This is a genomic window from Pseudomonas sp. CFBP 8772, assembly GCF_014841665.1.
GTDB lineage: Bacteria > Pseudomonadota > Gammaproteobacteria > Pseudomonadales > Pseudomonadaceae > Aquipseudomonas > Aquipseudomonas graminis_B.
In genome coordinates this window covers 157,357-177,957 of record NZ_JACYUI010000004.1, presented here as the reverse complement: position 1 = coordinate 177,957, position 20,601 = coordinate 157,357, and the positions used below count along the sequence as shown (strand labels likewise).

Annotated in this window: 18 protein-coding genes; 17 read left to right on the top strand and 1 reads right to left on the bottom strand. The window is 59.6% G+C overall.

Annotated elements, in window-relative coordinates:
* Nucleotides 1-80: 80 nt before the first annotated feature.
* Nucleotides 81-863: a type I methionyl aminopeptidase gene (map, locus tag IFT99_RS10735; RefSeq protein WP_192132179.1), complete on the bottom strand. Its 783-nt coding sequence runs from the start codon at nt 861-863 to the stop codon at nt 81-83.
* Between the two features lie 338 nt (nt 864-1,201).
* Between map and rpsB the strand changes: the two genes are divergently transcribed.
* The 17 genes from rpsB to IFT99_RS10650 all read left to right on the top strand — a co-directional run bounded on the left by rpsB (nt 1,202) and on the right by IFT99_RS10650 (nt 20,588).
* Nucleotides 1,202-1,942, top strand: coding sequence for a 30S ribosomal protein S2 (gene rpsB / locus IFT99_RS10730; RefSeq protein ID WP_192132177.1), 741 nt, complete (start codon nt 1,202-1,204; stop codon nt 1,940-1,942).
* Nucleotides 1,943-2,129: 187 nt separating this feature from the next.
* Nucleotides 2,130-2,993, top strand: coding sequence for a translation elongation factor Ts (gene tsf / locus IFT99_RS10725; protein WP_065989847.1), 864 nt, complete (start codon nt 2,130-2,132; stop codon nt 2,991-2,993).
* A 221-nt stretch (nt 2,994-3,214) separates the two neighbouring features.
* Entirely contained in the window at nt 3,215-3,958 is a 744-nt protein-coding gene (gene pyrH, locus IFT99_RS10720) for a UMP kinase (RefSeq protein WP_037014256.1), read from the top strand.
* The gene (gene frr, locus IFT99_RS10715) at nt 3,955-4,512 is read left to right on the top strand and encodes a ribosome recycling factor (protein WP_065989845.1); all 558 of its coding nucleotides are present in this window, start codon (nt 3,955-3,957) and stop codon (nt 4,510-4,512) included. Before pyrH ends, frr begins: the two co-directional genes overlap by 4 nt.
* Before the next feature lie 16 nt (nt 4,513-4,528).
* Complete coding sequence (gene uppS / locus IFT99_RS10710; RefSeq protein ID WP_065989844.1) at nt 4,529-5,284, top strand: polyprenyl diphosphate synthase; 756 nt, start codon at nt 4,529-4,531, stop codon at nt 5,282-5,284.
* Nucleotides 5,284-6,102 carry a phosphatidate cytidylyltransferase gene (locus IFT99_RS10705; protein WP_065989843.1) on the top strand — a complete coding sequence of 273 codons (819 nt, stop codon included), beginning with the start codon at nt 5,284-5,286 and terminating at the stop codon, nt 6,100-6,102. Before uppS ends, IFT99_RS10705 begins: the two co-directional genes overlap by 1 nt.
* Nucleotides 6,099-7,289 carry a 1-deoxy-D-xylulose-5-phosphate reductoisomerase gene (ispC, locus tag IFT99_RS10700; protein WP_192132175.1) on the top strand — a complete coding sequence of 397 codons (1,191 nt, stop codon included), beginning with the start codon at nt 6,099-6,101 and terminating at the stop codon, nt 7,287-7,289. Before IFT99_RS10705 ends, ispC begins: the two co-directional genes overlap by 4 nt.
* 87 nt (nt 7,290-7,376) lie before the next feature.
* On the top strand, nt 7,377-8,729 hold the full coding sequence (gene rseP, locus IFT99_RS10695) for an RIP metalloprotease RseP (RefSeq protein ID WP_192132173.1): 1,353 nt from the start codon (nt 7,377-7,379) through the stop codon (nt 8,727-8,729).
* A gap of 75 nt (nt 8,730-8,804) precedes the next feature.
* A complete protein-coding gene (bamA, locus tag IFT99_RS10690; protein WP_192132171.1) occupies nt 8,805-11,192 on the top strand; it encodes an outer membrane protein assembly factor BamA in 2,388 nt (795 codons plus the stop codon).
* Between the two features lie 46 nt (nt 11,193-11,238).
* The gene (locus tag IFT99_RS10685; protein WP_037014235.1) at nt 11,239-11,742 is read left to right on the top strand and encodes an OmpH family outer membrane protein; all 504 of its coding nucleotides are present in this window, start codon (nt 11,239-11,241) and stop codon (nt 11,740-11,742) included.
* Nucleotides 11,743-11,747: 5 nt separating this feature from the next.
* Nucleotides 11,748-12,803, top strand: coding sequence for a UDP-3-O-(3-hydroxymyristoyl)glucosamine N-acyltransferase (lpxD, locus tag IFT99_RS10680; RefSeq protein ID WP_192132168.1), 1,056 nt, complete (start codon nt 11,748-11,750; stop codon nt 12,801-12,803).
* A 111-nt stretch (nt 12,804-12,914) separates the two neighbouring features.
* On the top strand, nt 12,915-13,355 hold the full coding sequence (fabZ, locus tag IFT99_RS10675; protein WP_037014232.1) for a 3-hydroxyacyl-ACP dehydratase FabZ: 441 nt from the start codon (nt 12,915-12,917) through the stop codon (nt 13,353-13,355).
* Nucleotides 13,352-14,128, top strand: a complete 777-nt coding sequence (lpxA, locus tag IFT99_RS10670) for an acyl-ACP--UDP-N-acetylglucosamine O-acyltransferase (RefSeq protein ID WP_192132166.1) — start codon at nt 13,352-13,354, stop codon at nt 14,126-14,128. Before fabZ ends, lpxA begins: the two co-directional genes overlap by 4 nt.
* 2 nt (nt 14,129-14,130) lie before the next feature.
* Nucleotides 14,131-15,267 carry a lipid-A-disaccharide synthase gene (lpxB, locus tag IFT99_RS10665; RefSeq protein WP_192132164.1) on the top strand — a complete coding sequence of 379 codons (1,137 nt, stop codon included), beginning with the start codon at nt 14,131-14,133 and terminating at the stop codon, nt 15,265-15,267.
* Nucleotides 15,268-15,278: 11 nt separating this feature from the next.
* A complete protein-coding gene (rnhB, locus tag IFT99_RS10660) occupies nt 15,279-15,920 on the top strand; it encodes a ribonuclease HII (protein ID WP_122622967.1) in 642 nt (213 codons plus the stop codon).
* A gap of 71 nt (nt 15,921-15,991) precedes the next feature.
* The gene (gene dnaE, locus IFT99_RS10655; RefSeq protein ID WP_192132162.1) at nt 15,992-19,513 is read left to right on the top strand and encodes a DNA polymerase III subunit alpha; all 3,522 of its coding nucleotides are present in this window, start codon (nt 15,992-15,994) and stop codon (nt 19,511-19,513) included.
* Nucleotides 19,514-19,640: 127 nt separating this feature from the next.
* Nucleotides 19,641-20,588, top strand: coding sequence for an acetyl-CoA carboxylase carboxyltransferase subunit alpha (locus tag IFT99_RS10650; protein ID WP_065989826.1), 948 nt, complete (start codon nt 19,641-19,643; stop codon nt 20,586-20,588).
* Nucleotides 20,589-20,601: the final 13 nt, after the last annotated feature.

Here is a 20,601-nt window from a genome sequence, read left to right as displayed (position 1 = left end):
CTGCTTTCCTTCTATCTATACCGACCGTGCTAAACCGACCGTGCTGGCTGTACCGACGCTGATCGCAAGTGACTTCGCGATCAGGCCGAGGTGCGGGCGATGGTGTCATCGCTGCGCAGGGTGAATATTTCGTAGCCGGTCGCGGTCACCAGAATGGTGTGCTCCCACTGCGCCGACAGCTTGCGGTCCTTGGTGATGGCTGTCCAGCCGTCGCCCAGCAAGCGGGTGTCAGCCTTGCCCTGATTGATCATCGGTTCGATGGTGAAGGTCATGCCTTCCTTGAGCTCCATTCCTTTACCGGCCTCGCCGTAGTGCAGAATTTGCGGCTCTTCGTGGAAGACCCTGCCGATGCCGTGGCCGCAGTATTCGCGGACGATGGAGAAGCCGTTCTTTTCGGCATGTTTCTGGATCACTTCGCCGATATCGCCCAGGCGCGCACCGGGCTTGACCACTTCGATGCCTTTATAAAGGCACTCTTGGGTGACGCGGGACAAACGCTCGGCCCACTCAGGCACCTTGCCCACGTGGAACATCTTGCTGGTATCACCGTGGTAGCCGTCCTTGATGACCGTCACGTCGATGTTCAGCACGTCACCATTCTTGAGCGGCTTCTCGTTCGGAATGCCGTGGCAGACGACATGGTTGATCGAGGTACAGATGGATTTCGGGAAACCCTTGTAATTCAGCGGCGCCGGAATGGCTTTCTGCTCGTTGACGATGTAATCGTGGCAGAGGCGGTCCAGTTCGTCGGTGGTTACGCCAGGCTTTACATGGGCGCCGATCATTTCCAGCACGTCGGCAGCCAGGCGGCCGGCAATTCGCATCTTTTCGATGTCTTCGGGGGTTTTCAGTGTCACGGTCATTAAACAGGCTCTCTCGGCGCGGCGCAGCCACGGCTTGATACGGAAAAAACGCGATTCTACCAGACCGTCGTCAGGCGGGTTATCATCCCTTCTCCCATCGAGCAGGCAGGGTGCCTGACGGCTCGCACGAGGGAGGCAAAAGCGTCGGGAAAACAGGCTCTTATTTCGAGTTCCGTTATCCGGTTTTTTGTGATATAAAATGCGCCGCTTTACGGGGTCTGCCCCGAAAGCTCTAACCCACACACGTGTCGACACGATGACCTGGGTGCCTTCGGCTCAAGCCGCTGGTTGGTCATTGGGATACGTGGAGGCCTAACCCGACTTATCAAGGAACTATCATGTCCCAAGTCAACATGCGCGATATGCTGAAGGCCGGTGTGCACTTCGGTCACCAGACCCGTTACTGGAACCCGAAAATGGGTAAATACATTTTCGGCGCGCGCAACAAGATTCACATCATCAACCTTGAAAAAACCCTGCCTATGTTCAACGAAGCTTTGACTTTCGTTGAGCGCCTGGCTCAGGGCAAAAACAAGATTCTGTTCGTCGGCACCAAGCGTTCCGCTGGCAAGATCGTTGCTGAAGAAGCAGCACGTTGCGGTTCGCCGTACGTCGATCACCGCTGGTTGGGCGGCATGCTGACCAACTTCAAGACCATCCGCGCTTCCATCAAGCGTCTGCGTGATCTCGAAGTCCAGGCAGAAGACGGCACTTTCACCAAGCTGACCAAGAAAGAGGCGCTGATGCGCACTCGCGATCTGGAAAAGCTGGATCGTAGCCTGGGTGGTATCAAGGACATGGGCGGTCTGCCAGACGCTCTGTTCGTTATCGACGTTGATCACGAGCGCATCGCGATCACCGAAGCCAACAAGCTGGGTATCCCGGTCATCGGCGTTGTCGACACCAACAGCAGCCCTGAAGGCGTTGACTACATCATCCCGGGCAACGATGACGCAATCCGCGCCATCCAGTTGTACATGGGTTCGATGGCTGACGCTGTGATCCGCGGTCGCAACAACAATGGCGGCGGTACCGACGTTTACGCTGAAGAAGCTCCAGCGGCAACTGTTGAAGGCTGAGTAACAAACGCCTGGCGTTGACTCAGTACGCAAAAAGGGGGCTTGGCCCCCTTTTTGCCACCTCGAAAACCATCTGACGCCGCCATCGATCTTATTGTCATGTGCAGCAGTCACCATGGATTTTCAAGAATTTGAACGCCCGCATTGCGGGTGGAATGGTTGAAGACCTATCCAAGAGGATTTTGAAATGGCAGAGATTACTGCAGCGTTGGTCAAAGAACTGCGCGAGCGTACCGGCGAAGGCATGATGGATTGCAAAAAGGCCTTGACCAAGGCTGGCGGCGACATCGAGAAAGCCATCGACGATATGCGTGCTTCGGGCGCAATCAAGGCAGCCAAAAAAGCAGGCAACGTTGCTGCTGAAGGCGCCATCGCCATCAAGGACGACGGCAAAGCCGCAGTCCTGATCGAAGTCAACTCCCAGACCGACTTCCTGGCTCTGCAGGATGACTTCAAGGCATTCGTCGCTAAAAGCGTCGAGAAAGCCTTCGCTGACAAGCTGACCACCGTTGAGCCTCTGGTTGAAGCGATGGAAGCTGATCGTCTGGTGCTGGTCGGCAAGGTTGGCGAGAACGTCAACATCCGTCGTCTGGCGCGCATCGAAGGCGACGTTCTGGGTTCGTACCTGCACGGCAACAAGATCGGTGTGGTTGTCGTCCTCAAGGGCGGCGATGCAGAGCTGGCCAAAGACATCGCGATGCACGTGGCAGCGACCAACCCTGAGTTCCTGCTGCCTTCGGACGTTTCCCCGGAAGCGATCGAGCGCGAGAAGAATGTCTTCATGCAACTGAACGAAGACAAGCTGAAAGGCAAACCTGCTGAAATCGCCGAGAAGATGGTTGGTGGTCGTATCAGCAAGTTCCTGGCTGAAGCCAGCCTGGTTGAGCAAGCGTTCGTCAAGAACCCGGAAATCAAGGTCGGTGAACTGGCCAAGAAAGCCGGCGCTGAAATCGTTTCCTTCACCTACTTCAAAGTAGGCGAAGGCATCGAGAAGCCAGTCGACAACTTCGCTGAAGAAGTCGCTGCTCAAGTAGCTGCAAGCAAGCAATAAGACGGTTTCCAACTGTCGCCCCGAAGAGGCTGCCCGCTCACGCGCGCAGCCTCTTTGTCAAAGCGGTACGCGGAATTGTTATGGCTGCACGGAATTTGTTTTTGCAGGAAGTTGGGCCTACGAGGCTGCAATTCCCTGAAGCAGTGACCTAGAGTTAGCGCAGGTCGAAAACGGCCCGCAACTCGAACGATTTTTTTCAAACGCCGCAGGAGAGATTCGCAATGGCTCAGCAGGGCAGTGGCTATCAAGCTCGCTATAAACGCATTCTACTCAAGCTCAGCGGCGAGGCCCTGATGGGGTCGGAAGAGTTCGGCATCGACCCCAAGGTGCTGGATCGCATGGCCCTTGAAGTTGGTCAGTTGGTCGGCATCGGCGTTCAGGTCGGCCTGGTCATCGGTGGCGGTAACCTGTTCCGCGGCGCAGCGCTGAGCGCGGCCGGCATGGATCGGGTCACTGGCGACCACATGGGCATGCTGGCCACCGTGATGAATGCGCTGGCCATGCGTGACGCGCTGGAGCGCGCCAACATCTCGGCCATCGTGATGTCGGCCATTTCCATGGTGGGCGTGACCGATCACTACGACCGTCGCAAAGCCATGCGTCACCTGAATGCCAAGGAAGTCGTGATTTTCGCGGCCGGTACCGGCAATCCGTTCTTCACCACGGATTCGGCAGCGTGCCTGCGCGCGATCGAGATCGACGCTGATGTCGTGCTGAAAGCAACCAAGGTCGATGGTGTGTACACTGCCGATCCATTCAAGGACCCGCATGCCGAGAAGTTCGATCGTCTGACCTATGACGAAGTGCTGGATCGCAAGCTGGGTGTAATGGATCTGACAGCCATCTGTCTGTGTCGTGACCACAAGATGCCACTGCGTGTCTTCAATATGAACAAGCCCGGCGCCCTGCTGAACATCGTGCATGGCGGCGCGGAAGGTACTTTGATCGAGGAAGGCGAACAATGATCAACGAAATCAAGAAAGACGCTCAAGAGCGGATGAAGAAATCCCTTGAGTCCTTGGCCCATGCATTCGGCCAGATCCGTACCGGCAAGGCCCACCCGAGCATTCTCGGCAGTGTGATGGTGCCGTACTACGGTTCCGACACCCCGTTGAGCGGTGTGGCCAACGTGACCGTGAAGGACTCCCGTACGCTGCAGGTCGTGGCGTTCGAGCGCAACATGCTTTCTGCGGTCGACAAGGCCATTCAGAGTGCTGGTCTGAACCTCAACCCGACCAACCTGGGCGAGATGCTGTTGATCTCCATGCCTGCTCTGACGGAAGAGACCCGCAAGGGTTTCACCAAGCAGGCGCGCAGTGCCGCAGAAGACGCTCGCGTTGCCGTGCGTAACATCCGTCGTGACGCTTTGGGTGAACTGAAGAAGCTGGTCAAGGACAAGGAAATCAGCGAAGACGAAGAGCGCCGCGCTGCTGCCGACATCCAGAAGCTGACGGACAAGGCTGAGGCTGACATCGACGCCGCGACCAAGTCCAAAGAAGCGGACCTGATGGCCGTATAAGGGCCGGGAAGCTTTCATGGATAAGACAAAGCTGGCTGCGCCGGCATCGGTGCCGCGTCATGTCGCGATCATCATGGATGGGAACAACCGCTGGGCCAAAAAGCGCCTGCTACCCGGTGTAGCGGGCCACAAGGCAGGGGTCGATGCTGTTCGTGCCGTGATTGAAGTCTGTGCAGAGGCCAAGGTCGAAGTGCTGACCTTGTTCGCGTTCTCCAGCGAGAACTGGCAGCGCCCGGCGGAAGAGGTCGGCGCGCTGATGGAGTTGTTTTTCACGGCGCTGCGTCGCGAAACCAAGCGCCTGAACGAGAACGGCATCAGTCTGCGCATCATCGGCGACCGTTCGCGGTTTCACCCCGAGCTTCAGGCCGCCATCCGCGAAGCCGAGCAGCGCACGGCTGAAAACAGCCGCTTTGTTTTGCAGATTGCCGCCAACTACGGCGGTCAGTGGGATATCGCTCAGGCAGCCCAGCGGCTGGCCCGTGAAGTTCAGGCAGGCCACTTGCGGCCGGACGACATCACCCCGGAGCTGCTGCAGACGTGCCTGGCCACTGGCGATCTGCCGTTGCCCGACCTCTGCATCCGCACGGGCGGCGAGCACCGCATCAGCAACTTCCTGCTCTGGCAGCTGGCCTATGCCGAGCTGTATTTCTCCGACCTGTTCTGGCCGGACTTCAAACACGATGCCATGCGCACTGCGCTGGCCGATTTCGCTTCTCGCCAACGCCGCTTCGGGAAAACCAGCGAGCAGGTAGAAGCTGGAGCCCGCGCTTAATGCTTAAACAACGAATCATCACTGCGCTGATCCTTGCGCCGCTGGCCCTGTGCGGTTTCTTCCTGCTCGAAGGCGGCAGCTTTGCATTGTTCATTGGTGCAGTCGTCGTGCTCGGCGCATGGGAGTGGGCGCGTCTCTCCGGCTTCGAGGCGCAATCTTCCCGCGTTCTGTACGCCGTGGTGGTTGCTGCGCTGCTGTTTCTGTTGTACCTGTTGCCCGACCTCGCGCCTTGGTTGCTGGTGGCGGCGCTGATCTGGTGGCTGGTGGCAACCTGGCTGGTGCTGACCTATCCCGAGTCCAGCGAGCACTGGTCCAGTGCCATCTGCAAGCTGCTGATCGGTTTGCTGATACTGCTGCCGGCGTGGCAGGGTCTGGTGCTGATCAAGCAAATGCCGCTGGGCAACTGGCTGATCCTGTCGGTGATGATTCTGGTGTGGGGTGCCGACATTGGCGCCTATTTCTCCGGCAAGGCATTCGGCAAGCGCAAGCTGGCGCCGAAGGTCAGCCCGGGTAAAAGCTGGGAAGGCCTTTATGGTGGTCTGGCGGCGTGCCTGCTGATCACTGCGGCGGTGGGTGTCTATCGCGGCTGGTCGCTGGGCGAAATCATCTTCGCGCTGGTGTGTGCGGCGATCGTCGTGCTGATCTCGGTCGTCGGTGACCTCACTGAGAGCATGTTCAAGCGCAAATCCGGGCTCAAGGACAGCAGCAACCTGCTGCCAGGCCACGGTGGTGTGCTGGATCGCATCGACAGCCTGACCGCTGCCATTCCGGTGTTCGCATTGCTGCTCTGGGCTGCCCAGGACTGGGGCGTGATGTGAGTACGCCTCAGCTCATTACCGTGCTTGGCGCGACGGGCTCGGTCGGGTTAAGTACGCTGGACGTCATTGCACGGCACCCGTCGCGGTACCAGGTGTTTGCCCTGACGGGCTACACGCGTCTGGCCGAGCTGCTGGCGTTGTGCGTTCGACATACCCCGCAATTCGCCGTGGTTCCGACGACAGCCGCCGCGCGGCAGTTGCAGGACGACCTGCGCGCCGCGGGTCTCGATACCCGCGTGCTGGTGGGGGAGGGCGGGCTCTGTGAAGTGTCTGCACACCCTCTGGTGGATACCGTGCTGGCCGCGATCGTCGGTGCCGCCGGTTTGCGTCCGACCCTGGCCGCTGTCGAGGCGGGCAAGAAGGTCCTGCTGGCCAACAAGGAAGCGCTGGTCATGTCCGGCGCCTTGTTCATGCAGGCTGTTCGTCGCAGTGGGACGGTGCTGCTGCCGCTCGACAGCGAACACAACGCGATCTTCCAGTGCTTGCCGCGTGATTACGAAAGCGGTCTCGAGAAGGTTGGCGTCAGGCGCATTCTGCTGACCGCATCCGGTGGCCCGTTCCGGCAGACACCGCTCGCCGAGCTGGAGCACGTTTCCCCGGATCAGGCCTGCGCCCATCCCAACTGGTCCATGGGCCGCAAGATTTCCGTCGATTCCGCCAGCATGATGAACAAGGGCCTTGAGCTGATCGAAGCCTGTTGGCTGTTCGACACGACGCCCGCGCGGATCGAGGTGGTGATTCACCCTCAGAGCGTGATCCATTCGATGGTCGATTACGTCGACGGTTCGGTGCTCGCGCAGCTGGGTAATCCCGACATGCGTACGCCGATTGCCCACGCGCTGGCCTGGCCCGAGCGTATCGACTCAGGTGTCTCGCCGCTGGATCTGTTCAGCATCGCGCGGCTGGACTTCGAGGCACCGGACGAAGTGCGCTTCCCATGCCTGCGTCTGGCACGGCAAGCTGCTGAGGCGGGCGACAGTGCACCTGCGGTACTGAATGCTGCCAATGAAGTCGCGGTCGCGGCGTTTCTGGACAAGCGCATTCGCTACCCGGAAATCGCGAGTATGATCGACGAGGTTCTGAACCTCGAGCCCGTCGTCGCCGTGTCCGAGCTGGAGACGGTTTTCGAGATCGATGCGCGAGCGCGTGCGCTGGCTGAGCAATGGCTAGGGCGCAATGGTCGCTAGGCAGTCGGTTCAGGCAGTAATGTTTCTTATGATTCGCAGGCAATGTGGGCTTCAACGCACCGCTAGATCGGTACCCGGAGAGCAGCGATGAGCGCGCTATACATGATTGTCGGCACCCTGGTTGCGCTGGGCGTGCTGGTGACGTTTCACGAGTTCGGCCACTTCTGGGTGGCCCGCCGCTGTGGCGTCAAAGTCCTGCGTTTTTCGGTGGGCTTTGGCATGCCGTTGTTGCGCTGGAGTGATCGCAAGGGCACCGAATACGTCGTGGCGGCGATTCCGCTCGGCGGCTACGTGAAAATGCTCGACGAACGGGAGGGCGACGTCCCCCCCGAGCTGGCTGATCAGTCTTTTAACCGCAAGTCGGTTTACCAGCGTATCGCTATCGTGATTGCCGGCCCGGTCGCCAACTTTCTGCTGGCGATTGTATTTTTCTGGGTACTCGCCATTCTGGGCAGCCAGCAGGTGCGGCCTGTGGTGGGCGGCGTCGAGCCAGGCAGTATCGCGGAAAAGGCCGGGCTGAGTTCCGGTCAGGAAATTGTCTCGGTGGATGGCGAAGCCGTCACCGGGTGGGCCGGCGTGAACCTGCAACTGGTGCGTCGCCTGGGTGAGAGCGGCAGCATCGCGTTGAAGGTTCGCGAGCAGGGTTCTGACGTGGAAACCCCACGTTCGCTGGTGCTCAACGACTGGCTCAAGGGCGCAGCCGAGCCGGACCCTATTCGTTCGCTGGGTATTCGTCCCTGGCGTCCAGCCCTGCCGCCGGTTCTGGCAGAGCTCGATCCGAAAGGCCCTGCACAAACCGCAGGTCTTAAAACCGGTGACCGTCTGCTGGCCCTTAATGACGAGCCTGTCGACGAATGGCAGAAGGTCGTGGACTGGGTTCGTGTCCATGCCGATACGCGGATTTCCGTGCGCGTCGAGCGTGACGGCGCTCAGCTGAATGTGCCTGTCGATCTGGTTACACGGGGCGAAGGCGCTGCGGCGACCGGGTATCTGGGGGCGGGCGTGAAAGGTGTGGATTGGCCGCCGGAGATGTTGCGCGAGGTGAGCTATGGCCCTGTAGCCGCCGTGGCAGAAGGCGCGCGGCGTACCTGGACCATGAGCGTGCTCACGCTCGATTCGCTGAAGAAAATGTTGTTCGGCGAGCTCTCGGTAAAAAACTTGAGCGGACCGATAACCATTGCTAAAGTGGCGGGCGCTTCGGCCCAGTCAGGCGTAGGTGACTTCCTGAATTTCCTCGCTTATCTGAGCATAAGCCTGGGTGTTCTCAATTTGCTGCCCATACCCGTGCTGGATGGGGGGCACTTGCTGTTTTATCTGATCGAGTGGGCGCGTGGTCGACCACTGTCAGAGAAGGTGCAGGGCTGGGGGGTTCAGATCGGTATCAGTCTGGTGGTTGGAGTGATGTTGCTCGCACTGGTCAACGATCTGGGACGACTGTAAAAGCTACGCCGAATTGTGAATCTGCCGCATTTTGCGGCAGTTTGTTTATTGCCAGTTGGAATAAGAAAGGACTTCATGAAACGTCTGCTGCTAACTGCGGTTCTTGCCGTACTGATGATCGCCGAAGTTCACGCCGAGTCCTTCACTATCTCCGATATCCGTGTCAACGGTCTGCAGCGGGTTTCCGCCGGCAGCGTGTTTGGCGCGCTGCCGTTGAACGTGGGTGAACAGGCCGATGATGGGCGTCTTGTCGACGCAACTCGCGCGCTGTTCAAAACCGGATTTTTCCAGGACATCCAGCTGGGCCGCGACGGCAACGTCCTGGTCATCACAGTTGTCGAGCGTCCGTCGGTTTCGAGTATCGAGATCGAAGGCAACAAAGCGATCACCACCGAGGACCTGATGAAGGGTCTGAAGCAGTCGGGTCTGGCCGAAGGCGAGATTTTCCAGCGTGCAACGCTGGAAGGCGTGCGCAACGAGCTGCAACGTCAGTACGTTGCACAGGGTCGTTACTCTGCAGAAGTCGCCACCGAAGTCGTGCCGCAGCCGCGTAACCGTGTGGGTCTGAAGATCAACATCAACGAGGGCGCAGTTGCCGCCATCCAGCACATCAACGTGGTGGGCAACTCGGTCTTCCCTGAAGACGATCTGGTGGATCTGTTCGAACTGAAGACCACCAACTGGCTTTCCTTCTTCAAGAACGACGACAAGTACGCCCGTGAGAAGCTCTCCGGTGACCTGGAACGTCTGCGTTCGTACTACCTCGACCGCGGCTATATCAACATGGATATCGCCTCGACTCAGGTATCCATCACGCCCGACAAGAAGAGCGTGTACATCACCGTCAACATTCATGAAGGCGAGAAGTACAGCGTCAAGTCGGTCAAGCTGAGCGGTGACCTCAAGGTCCCTGAAGATCAGGTCAAATCGCTGCTGCTGGTCAAGCCGGGCCAGGTGTTCTCCCGTAAGGTGATGACCACCACCTCCGAGCTGATCACCCGCCGTCTGGGTAACGAGGGTTACACCTTCGCCAACGTCAACGGTGTGCCGACCCCGAACGATGAAGACCACACGGTCGATATCACTTTCGTCGTCGATCCGGGCAAGCGTGCTTACGTCAACCGCATCAACTTCCGTGGCAACACCAAGACAGCAGACGAAGTGCTACGCCGCGAAATGCGTCAGATGGAAGGCGGCTGGGCCTCCACTTACCTGATCGACCAGTCCAAGACCCGTCTTGACCGTTTGGGCTTCTTCAAGGAAGTGAACGTTGAAACCCCGGCGGTGCCTGGCACCGACGATCAGGTAGACGTGAACTACGCCGTTGAAGAGCAGGCGTCCGGTTCGATCACCGCCAGTGTCGGCTTTGCGCAGAGCGCGGGTCTGATCCTCGGTGGCTCCATCAGCCAGAACAACTTCCTGGGTACGGGTAACAAGGTCAGCATCGGCCTGACCAAAAGCGAATACCAGACCCGTTACAACTTCAGCTACGTCAATCCGTACTTCACGCCGGACGGTGTGAGCCTTGGCTACAGCGCGTTCTACCGCAAGACCGACTACGACGACCTTGACGTCGACGTAGCGAGCTATTCGGTTGACAGCCTGGGTGCCGGCATCAACATGGGCTACCCGATCAGCGAGACTTCTCGCCTGAACTTCGGCCTGTCGGTACAGAAGGATGAACTGAGCACCGGTAAATACACCGTTGATGAGATCTTCGACTTCATCGAGAAGGAAGGCGACAGCTTCACCAACTTCAAGGCGTCGGTGGGCTGGTCCGAGTCGACCCTGAACAAAGGCACCTTGCCAACCCGTGGTAGCTCCCAGAGCCTGACCCTGGAAACCACCATTCCGGGCAGCGACCTGTCGTTCTTCAAACTTGATTACCGCGGTCAGTTGTTCCACCCGATCACCAACAACTACACCCTGCGTCTGCACTCGGAGCTGGGCTATGGCGACGGTTATGGTTCCACGTCCGGTCTGCCGTTCTACGAGAATTACTACGCCGGTGGTTTCAACTCGGTTCGCGGCTTCAAGGACAGTACGCTCGGTCCGCGCAGTACACCAAGTCGTAGTGCTGAGAACGGCGGTAAGCCAGGAACCATTGCTGACCCGGATCAAGATCCGCTGCCGTTCGGTGGTAACGTCCTGATCACCGGTGGTGCGGAAATCCTGTTTCCGCTGCCATTCATCAAGGACCAGCGTTCGCTGCGTACCTCGATCTTCTGGGATGTGGGTAACACCTTTAACACCAACTGCGGTTCCCAGAAGACGACGACTGACGGTCAGAAGGTCGAATGTAATGGCCCTGATCTCTCCGGCCTGGCGAGCTCCGTCGGTGTCGGCGTGACGTGGGTCACTGCACTGGGTCCGTTGAGTTTTGCCCTGGCGATGCCGGTCAAGAAACCGGACGACAGCACCGAAACCCAGGTCTTCCAATTCTCTCTCGGTCAGACCTTCTAAGGGTCTGATCACTGCTAACGACAACGGATTCTGTAGGAGTTACATCGTGCGTAAGTTGACCCAATTGGCATTGCTGGCAACGGTTCTGATCGCAGGCCCGGCATTTGCTGACATGAAAATCGCAGTACTGAACTACCAAATGGCCCTGCTCGAATCCGACGCAGCCAAACGGTACGCCGTGGATGCAGAGAAAAAATTCGGACCTCAGCTGACCAAACTCAAGGCTCTGGAAAGCAGCGCCAAAGGCATTCAGGATCGTCTGGTCGCCGGTGGCGACAAAATGGCCCAGCCTGAGCGCGAGCGTCTGGAACTGGACTTCAAGCAAAAAGCCCGTGATTTCCAGTTCCAGTCCAAAGAGCTGAACGAAGCCAAGGCTGTTGCTGACCGCGACATGCTCAAGCAACTCAAGCCCAAGCTGGACCAGGCTGTGGAAGAAGTGATCAAGAAAGGCGGCTTTGACCTGGTGTTCGAGCGCGGTGCCGTGATTGACGTCAAGCCGCAATACGACGTCACTCGCCAGGTCATCGAGCGCATGAATCAGCTGAAGTAAGTTTCATGACTATGACGACCACACTCGGCCACTTGGCCGAGTTCCTCGGCGCCACTCTGCGTGGCCCGGCGGACAAGCAAATCACGGGACTGGCAACCTTGCAGGAAGCCGGTCCCGATCAGGTCAGCTTTCTGGACAATCCCAAGTACCGAAAATTCCTCGCGACCACCCACGCCGCTGCCGTGCTGCTCAAGCCGGCGGATGCAGAAGGGTATGCCGCCGACGCGTTGCTGGTGCCTGATCCGTATCTGGCCTACGCCCGTATTTCCCATCTGTTCGATCCCAAGCCCAAAGCTGCCGTCGGCGTACACCCGACTGCAGTAGTGGCCGCAGACGCTTTCGTCGACCCGGCGGCCAGCGTCGGCGCTTATGCTGTCATCGAGAGCGGAGCGCGGATTGCGGCCGGTGTGACCATTGGTGCCCATTGCTTCATCGGTGCCCGCAGCGTGATTGGCGAGGGTGGCTGGCTTGCACCGCGCGTCACGCTGTATCACGACGTTCGCATCGGGCAGCGGGTGGTCATTCAGTCCGGTGCGGTATTGGGTGGCGAAGGTTTTGGTTTCGCCAACGAGAAAGGCGTCTGGCAGAAGGTCGCGCAGATTGGCGGTGTGACCGTCGGTGACGATGTCGAAATTGGCGTGAACACCGCGATCGACCGCGGCGCCATGGACGATACGCGCATCGGCAACGGCGTGAAGCTGGATAACCAGATTCAGATCGCCCACAACGTCCAGATCGGCGACCACACGGCCATGGCTGCGTGTGTTGGCATTTCGGGCAGCGCCAAGATCGGCAAACACTGCCAGTTGGCCGGCGGTGTCGGGCTGGTGGGCCATATCGAGCTTTGTGATGGGGTTGTCGTCACCGGCATGACCATGGTGACGCGGTCGATCACAGAGCCGGGCTGGTATTCTTCCGGGACAGCCATGCAGCCGGCCGCGGAGTGGCGCAAGAGCGCGGCACGCATGCGTCATCTCGACGACATGGCGCGACGTCTGCAGCATCTGGAAAAGATTGTCGAGGCGGTGACCTCAGGCGGTAAGCCTTCATCTGATAGCTGATACTTTTTCTTATCAAGCGTGCACAGCCGATAAACTGCCTCCTTGATTTGCTAGAGGAGTGACGCGCGTTAGTCGCGCCCTCCCACTCTTTACTACAGGCTTCCTTTCGAAATGATGGACATCAACGAAATCCGCGAATATCTGCCGCACCGTTACCCGTTCCTGCTTGTGGATCGTGTGGTGGAGCTGGATGTCGAGACCAAGAGCATTCGTGCCTACAAGAACGTCAGCATCAACGAGCCTTTCTTCAACGGTCACTTTCCGCAGCACCCGATCATGCCGGGCGTGCTGATCATTGAGGCCATGGCTCAAGCTGCCGGCATCCTGGGTTTCAAGATGCTCGATGTGAAGCCTGCCGATGGCACCCTGTATTACTTCGTCGGCTCCGACAAGCTGCGCTTCCGCCAGCCCGTGCTGCCGGGTGATCAGCTGATCCTCGAAGCGAAGTTCCTGAGCTGCAAGCGGCAGATCTGGAAGTTCGAGTGCCAGGCATCGGTTGATGGCAAGCCGGTGTGCTCGGCTGAAATCATCTGTGCGGAACGCAAACTATGAGTTTGATTGACTCTCGCGCAATCATCGATCCGACGGCCGTGCTGGCCGACAATGTGGAGGTCGGCCCGTGGTCGATCGTCGGACCTGGTGTGGAAATCGGCGAGGGTACAGTGATCGGTCCGCATGTGATCCTGCGCGGCCCGACCAAGATCGGTAAACACAACCACATCTACCAGTTTTCTTCGGTAGGTGAGGACACGCCTGATCTGAAATACAAAGGTGAAGCGACGCGTCTGGTAATCGGTGACCACAACGTCATCCGCGAAGGCGTGACGATCCACCGTGGCACCATTCAGGACCGTGCGGAAACCACCCTGGGTGACCACAACCTGATCATGGCCTACGCGCACATCGGCCATGACAGCGTCATAGGCAATCACTGCATTCTGGTCAACAACACGGCGTTGGCCGGTCATGTGCACGTGGATGACTGGGCCATTCTGTCCGGGTTTACCCTGGTGCATCAGTATTGCCACATCGGCGCGCACAGCTTTTCCGGCATGGGCACTGCCATCGGCAAGGACGTTCCGGCGTTTGTCACCGTGTTTGGCAACCCTGCCGAAGCCCGCAGCATGAACTTCGAAGGCATGCGTCGTCGGGGGTTCTCCGAGGAAGCGATTCATGCGCTGCGCCGCGCCTACAAGACCGTCTACCGTCAGGGCCTGACCGTGGAACAGGCGATGGTCGAGCTGAGCGAACCCGCTGCGCAGTTCCCCGAAGTCGAGCTGTTCCTCACGTCCATCCAGTCTTCGACTCGCGGCATCACCCGCTGACCATGGCTCGCTTGCGTATTGCGCTGGTGGCCGGAGAGGCCTCCGGCGACATCCTCGGCTCCGGCTTGATGCGTGCGATCAAGGCGCGGCATCCGGACGCCGAATTCATCGGTGTCGGCGGGCCGCTCATGGAAGCCCAGGGCATGACGTCGTATTTTCCGATGGAGCGCCTGTCGGTCATGGGCCTCGTGGAAGTGCTGGGTCGCCTCAAAGAGCTGCTCGCCCGGCGCAAGTTGCTGATTCAGACCCTCATCGACGCAAAGCCGGACGTGTTCATCGGTATCGACGCGCCGGATTTCACCCTCAATATCGAACTCAAGCTGCGTCAGGCCGGCATCAAGACCGTACACTACGTCAGCCCCTCCGTGTGGGCGTGGCGGCAGAAGCGTGTCCTGAAAATCCGCGAAGGCTGCGACTTGATGCTGACCTTGCTGCCGTTCGAAGCCCGTTTCTATGAAGAGAAGGGCGTGCCGGTGCGCTTTGTCGGGCATCCGCTGGCCGACGCCATTCCGCTGCAGGCGGATCAACGGGCCGCGCGTGCTGAACTTGGCCTGGGCGAAGGTCCGGTGGTTGCGTTGATGCCGGGCAGTCGCGGTGGCGAAGTCGGACGCCTCGGTGCGCTGTTTTTTGACGCAGCCGAGCGCCTGCTGGCCGCGCGCCCCGACATCCGTTTCGTGCTGCCCTGCGCCAGCCCTCAGCGCCGTGAACAGATTGAGCAACTTCTGCAAGGCCGCGATCTTCCGCTCACCCTGCTCGACGGCCAGTCCCACGTGGCGCTGGCCGCGTGCAATGCCGTGCTGATCGCTTCCGGCACAGCGACCCTGGAAGCGTTGCTGTACAAACGACCGATGGTGGTTGCCTATCGTATGGCGCCACTGACTTACTGGATACTCAAGCGGATGGTGAAGAGCCCGTACGTGTCGCTGCCGAACCTGCTGGCCCAGCGGTTGCTGGTCCCGGAGCTTCTGCAGGACGCGGCGACCGCCGAAGCCCTGGCGCAGACGCTGTTGCCGTTGCTGGATAACGGCGACGCACAGACGGCTGGCTTCGACGCGATTCACCGAACCTTGCGTCGCGATGCGTCCAATCAGGCCGCCGAAGCGGTGTTGAACCTGATTGGCGCAACGCCTTCACAATGAGCAGGCAATCAATGCAAATGGGTCTGGACTTCAATCTTGTCGAGGATCTGGTCGCCGGTGTCGACGAAGTCGGCCGCGGCCCACTGTGTGGCGCCGTTGTCACTGCGGCCGTCATTCTTGATCCCAAGCGTCCGATTCTGGGCCTGAACGATTCGAAGAAGCTCACCGAAGCCAAGCGCGAAAGACTGTTCGACGAGATCTGCGAGAAAGCGCTGTGCTGGCACATCGCGCGGGCCGAGGTCGAAGAGATCGATGAGCTGAATATTCTTCACGCCACCATGCTGGCGATGAAGCGCGCGGTAGAAGGCTTGATCATCACGCCGAAGCTGGCGCTGATCGACGGCAATCGCTGCCCGCAGCTGTCGGTGCCCAGCGCGCCGGTCATTCAGGGCGATGCTCACGTGCCGGCCATTGCCGCCGCCTCGATTCTGGCCAAGGTCAGTCGCGACCGGGAAATGGCGCGCATGGAGCTGCTTTATCCGGGCTACGGCATCGGCGGCCATAAAGGTTATCCCACCGCCGTGCACCTCGAAGCACTGGCGCGGCTGGGGCCTACGCCGATTCATCGGCGTTCGTTCGGTCCGGTCCGTCAGGCCTGGGCTGCACGGGACATGATGGTCTCCACCGGTTTTATGTCGCTGCCACTCAGTTGATCGCGGGCTGATGTTTTTCTGAATGGCCGGTACAATCCGGCCTTCGTTTTTTGTGCACCATAGGATCACCCATGCCGGCTTCTTTCGTTCATCTACGCCTGCACACCGAATACTCCCTCGTTGATGGTCTGGTCCGTGTAAAACCGTTGGTCAAGGCGCTGACGGCCATGAACATGCCGGCCGTGGCGGTGACCGACCAGCACAACATGTGCTCGCTGGTGAAGTTCTACAAAGCGGCCATGGGCGCGGGCATCAAGCCGATCTGCGGCGCCGACGTCTGGTTGGCCGGGCGTGACCGCGATGCGCCGCTCAGCCGTTTGAGCCTGCTGGTGATGAACCCCAAAGGCTACCTCAACCTCACAGAGCTGATTTCCCGAGGCTTCATGCATGGCCAGCGCAATGGCCTGGTAGTGATCGAGCGCGAGTGGGTGGCCGAGGCCAGCGAAGGGCTGATTGCCCTGTCAGCGGCCAAGGAAGGCGAGATCGGCATGGCCCTGCTCGGCGGCAACCCGGCGGAAGCCGATGAGTTGCTGAAAGAGTGGCTGACGGTTTTCCAGGACCGCTTCTACATCGAAGTCCAGCGCACCAACCGCATCAATGATGAAGAGCACCTGCACGCCGCCGTCGCCCTGGCCGAGCGCCATGGCGTGCCGCTGGTGGCGAGCAACGACGTGCGTTTCATCAAGCAGGAAGATTTCGAAGCCCACGAAACCCGCGTGTGCATCGGCGAAGGCCGGGCGTTGGACGATCCGCGCCGCTCGCACAACTACAGCGATCAGCAGTACCTGAAGAGCGCGGAGGAGATGGCCGAGCTGTTCAGCGATCTGCCGGACGCCCTCGCCAACACCGTCGAGATCGCCAAGCGTTGCAATATCGACGTCAAGCTGGGCACGCACTTTCTGCCCAACTTCCCGATCCCCGATGGCATGACCATCGACGAGTATTTCCGCAAGGTATCCTTCGAGGGGCTGGAAGAGCGCCTTGCCGTGCTCTGGCCGAAAGAGACCACGCCGGACTACGAGGCCAAGCGACAGGTTTACGTTGACCGCCTGAATTTCGAGCTGGATATCATCATCCAGATGGGGTTCCCCGGTTACTTCCTGATCGTGATGGATTTTATCCAGTGGGCCAAGAGCAACGGCGTGCCGGTGGGGCCGGGCCGGGGGTCGGGTGCTGGCTCGCTGGTGGCCTATGTGCAGAAGATCACCGACCTCGACCCGCTGGAATACGACCTGCTGTTCGAACGTTTTCTTAACCCCGAGCGGGTTTCCATGCCCGACTTCGACGTCGACTTCTGCATGGACGGTCGCGATCGGGTCATTGAGTACGTGGCCGAAAAATACGGTCGCAACGCGGTCAGCCAGATCATCACCTTCGGTTCCATGGCCGCGAAGGCGGTGGTCCGGGACGTGGCGCGGGTGCAGGGCAAGTCCTACGGATTGGCCGATCGTCTGTCGAAGATGATCCCCTTCGAAGTCGGCATGACCCTTGAAAAAGCCTACGAGCAGGAAGAGATCCTGCGCGACTTCCTCAAGGTGGATGAGGAAGCGGCGGAAATCTGGGAAATGGCGCGCAAGCTCGAAGGCGTTGTGCGTAACGTCGGCAAGCACGCCGGCGGCGTGGTCATCGCGCCGACCAAACTGACTGACTTCTCGGCGATCTACTGCGATGAAGAGGGCGGCGGCCTGGTCACCCAGTTCGACAAGGATGACGTCGAGGCAGCCGGTCTGGTGAAGTTCGACTTCCTCGGTCTGCGCACCCTGACCATCATCGACTGGGCCCTGAAGACGATTAACCGCGACCGCGCCAAGGTCGACGAAGAACCCCTCGACATCGCGTTCATCCCGCTGGACGACATGCCGACCTACGAGCTGCTGCAGCGCGCCGAAACCACGGCCGTCTTCCAGCTTGAATCCCGCGGCATGAAAGAGCTGATCAAAAAGCTCAAGCCTGACTGCCTGGAAGACTTGATCGCACTGGTGGCGCTGTTCCGCCCCGGTCCTTTGCAATCGGGCATGGTTGACGACTTCATCAACCGCAAGCACGGTCGTGCGGAGCTGTCGTACCCCCACGTCGATTACCAGTACGAAGGCCTCAAGCCGGTGCTTGCGCCGACCTACGGCATCATCCTGTATCAGGAACAGGTGATGCAGATTGCGCAGGTCATGGCCGGCTACACCCTCGGCGGCGCGGACATGTTGCGTCGTGCAATGGGTAAAAAGAAGCCCGAGGAAATGGCCAAGCAGCGCGGCGGTTTCATTGAGGGCTGCAAGACCAACAATATCGACCCGGACCTGGCCGGTAACATTTTCGACCTGGTAGAGAAATTCGCCGGTTACGGTTTCAACAAGTCGCACTCGGCGGCCTACGGGCTGGTGTCGTACCAGACTGCCTGGCTCAAGCGTCACTACCCGGCGCCATTCATGGCGGCGGTGCTTTCAGCGGACATGCACAACACCGACAAGGTCGTGACCTTGATCGAAGAAGTGCGGATCATGAAACTGCGCCTGGATGCGCCGGACGTGAACAACTCCGAATTCAAGTTCACCGTGAACGACGACGGCCGTATCGTCTATGGCCTCGGTGCGATCAAGGGCGTCGGCGAAGGCCCGGTGGAAGCCATCACCGAAGCGCGTCAGGAAGGCCCGTTTGCCGATCTGTTCGATTTCTGCGCCCGCATCGACCTCAAGCGCGTGAACAAGCGCACCCTCGATGGCCTGATTCGCAGTGGTGCCCTGGACCGTCTCGGCCCGTTCTTCTATGACGAACCGAAACAGTACCAAGCCAACATTGATCGCAATCGCGGCGTGCTGCTGGCCGCGCTGGAAGAAGCCATTCAGGCCGCCGAGCAGACCGCGCGCAGTCACGACAGCGGCCATGCCGATCTCTTCGGCGGCCTGTTCGTCGAAGCCGACGCCGACGTTTACGCGAACCATCGCAGCGCCAAAGAGGTCACGCTCAAGGAACGGTTGCGTGGCGAGAAAGAAACCCTGGGCCTGTACCTGACCGGCCACCCGATCGACGAATATGAAGGTGAGATCCGCCGCTTCGCGCGCCAACGTATTGTTGATCTGAAACCCTCGCGGGAAACCCAGACCATTGCCGGTCTGATCATCGCGCTGCGGGTGATGAAAAACAAAAAGGGCGACAAGATGGGCTTCATCACCCTGGACGACCGTTCAGGGCGTATCGAAGCGTCGCTGTTTGCCGATTCGTTCCAGGCCGCCCAGTCGCTGCTGCAAACCGACGCGATGGTGGTGGTGGAAGGGGAGGTCAGTACCGATGATTTCTCCGGCGGCCTGCGGTTACGCGCCAAACGGGTGATGAGCCTGGAAGAAGCGCGCACCGGGTTGGCGGAGAGTCTGCGCCTGAACGTGCGTGCCGAAGCGCTCAAGGGCGACCGGCTGCGCTGGCTGGGCGAGCTGTGCAAGAAGCACCGCGGCGCATGCCCGATCACCCTCGACTACACCGGGCAGGAAGCCAAGGCACTGCTGCAGTTCGGCGAAGCGTGGCGGATCGATCCCGCAGACAGCCTGATTCAGGCGCTGCGTGACCAGTTCGGACGAGAGAACGTCTTCCTGCAGTATCGCTGATACCGATCAGCTCAACATTTGCGACTCGACACTTTAAACTCGACCGAAAGGCGCCCGCTCCATTAAGGTAGGGCGCTTATCGGATCAACCGGCCGGCCTCTTGGCCGTCGACCCAAGACGGATGCCTATGAACCCGAATTTTCTGGATTTCGAACAGCCGATTGCTGACCTGCAAGCCAAGATTGAAGAGCTGCGTCTGGTGGGCAATGACAACTCGCTGAACATCGGCGACGAAATCTCTCGACTGCAAGAGAAGAGCAATACGCTCACCGAAAGCATTTTCGGCAACCTGACCAGTTGGCAGATCGCGCGCATGGCGCGCCATCCGCGTCGTCCGTACACCCTGGACTACATTCAACACATCTTCACCGAGTTCGACGAGCTGCATGGCGATCGCCACTTCTCCGACGACGCCGCTATCGTCGGCGGTATTGCTCGTCTTAACGACCAGCCGGTGATGGTGATCGGTCATCAGAAGGGGCGAGAAGTACGCGAAAAGGTTCGCCGCAACTTCGGTATGCCGCGTCCTGAAGGCTATCGCAAGGCCTGCCGTCTGATGGAAATGGCCGAGCGCTTCAAGATGCCGATTCTGACCTTCATCGACACGCCGGGCGCTTATCCTGGCATCGACGCCGAGGAGCGTAACCAGAGCGAAGCCATCGCCTGGAACCTGCGCGTAATGGCGCGATTGAAAACCCCGATCATTGCCACCGTGATTGGCGAAGGCGGTTCGGGCGGCGCACTGGCCATTGGCGTGTGCGATCAACTGAACATGCTGCAGTATTCGACCTACGCGGTGATCTCGCCGGAAGGCTGCGCGTCCATTCTGTGGAAAACCGCCGAGAAGGCGCCGGACGCCGCCGAAGCGATGGGCATCACTGCCGAGCGTTTGAAGGGCTTGGGCATCGTCGACAAGGTGATCAACGAGCCACTGGGCGGCGCGCACCGTGACCCGGCCGCTGCCGCTGCATTGATCCGCGAAGAATTGAGCAGCCAACTGAGCATGCTCCAGAAATTCGATAACGACGCGCTGCTGGCCCGCCGTTACGACCGCCTGATGAGCTATGGCCTTTAACCGGACCGTTCTG